The following is a 251-nucleotide window of genomic DNA, read 5'->3' on the forward strand; positions in this document are numbered from 1 at the left end:
TCCAAGCGGACTTCATCAGGGCGCGCAGCGATCCCGCTGCAGATCAGACGCCGTATACATGGCCGCAGCCGACTAGTTCACCCAAACCGATCGACATCCTTGACCCGCAGGAGCCATCCATACACGGATTGAAGTCCGGCGAGTAGGGCGGGAGGAACAGGAGCCGCGCGCCCGCCGCCTCGATCGCCGCGCGCACGGCCGGGCCTTTGTGGCTGCCGAGATTGTCCATGATCACGATGTCCCCGGGTGCG

1 pseudogene is annotated in these 251 nt (G+C 65.3%); it reads right to left on the reverse strand.

The window, feature by feature from the left end:
• Nucleotides 1-124 precede the first annotated feature (124 nt).
• Nucleotides 125-251 (reverse strand): annotated as a pseudogene (locus tag ACLBX8_RS32350) (transposase); the annotation flags it as partial.

The sequence above is a fragment of the Methylobacterium sp. D48H genome, assembly GCF_053345715.1.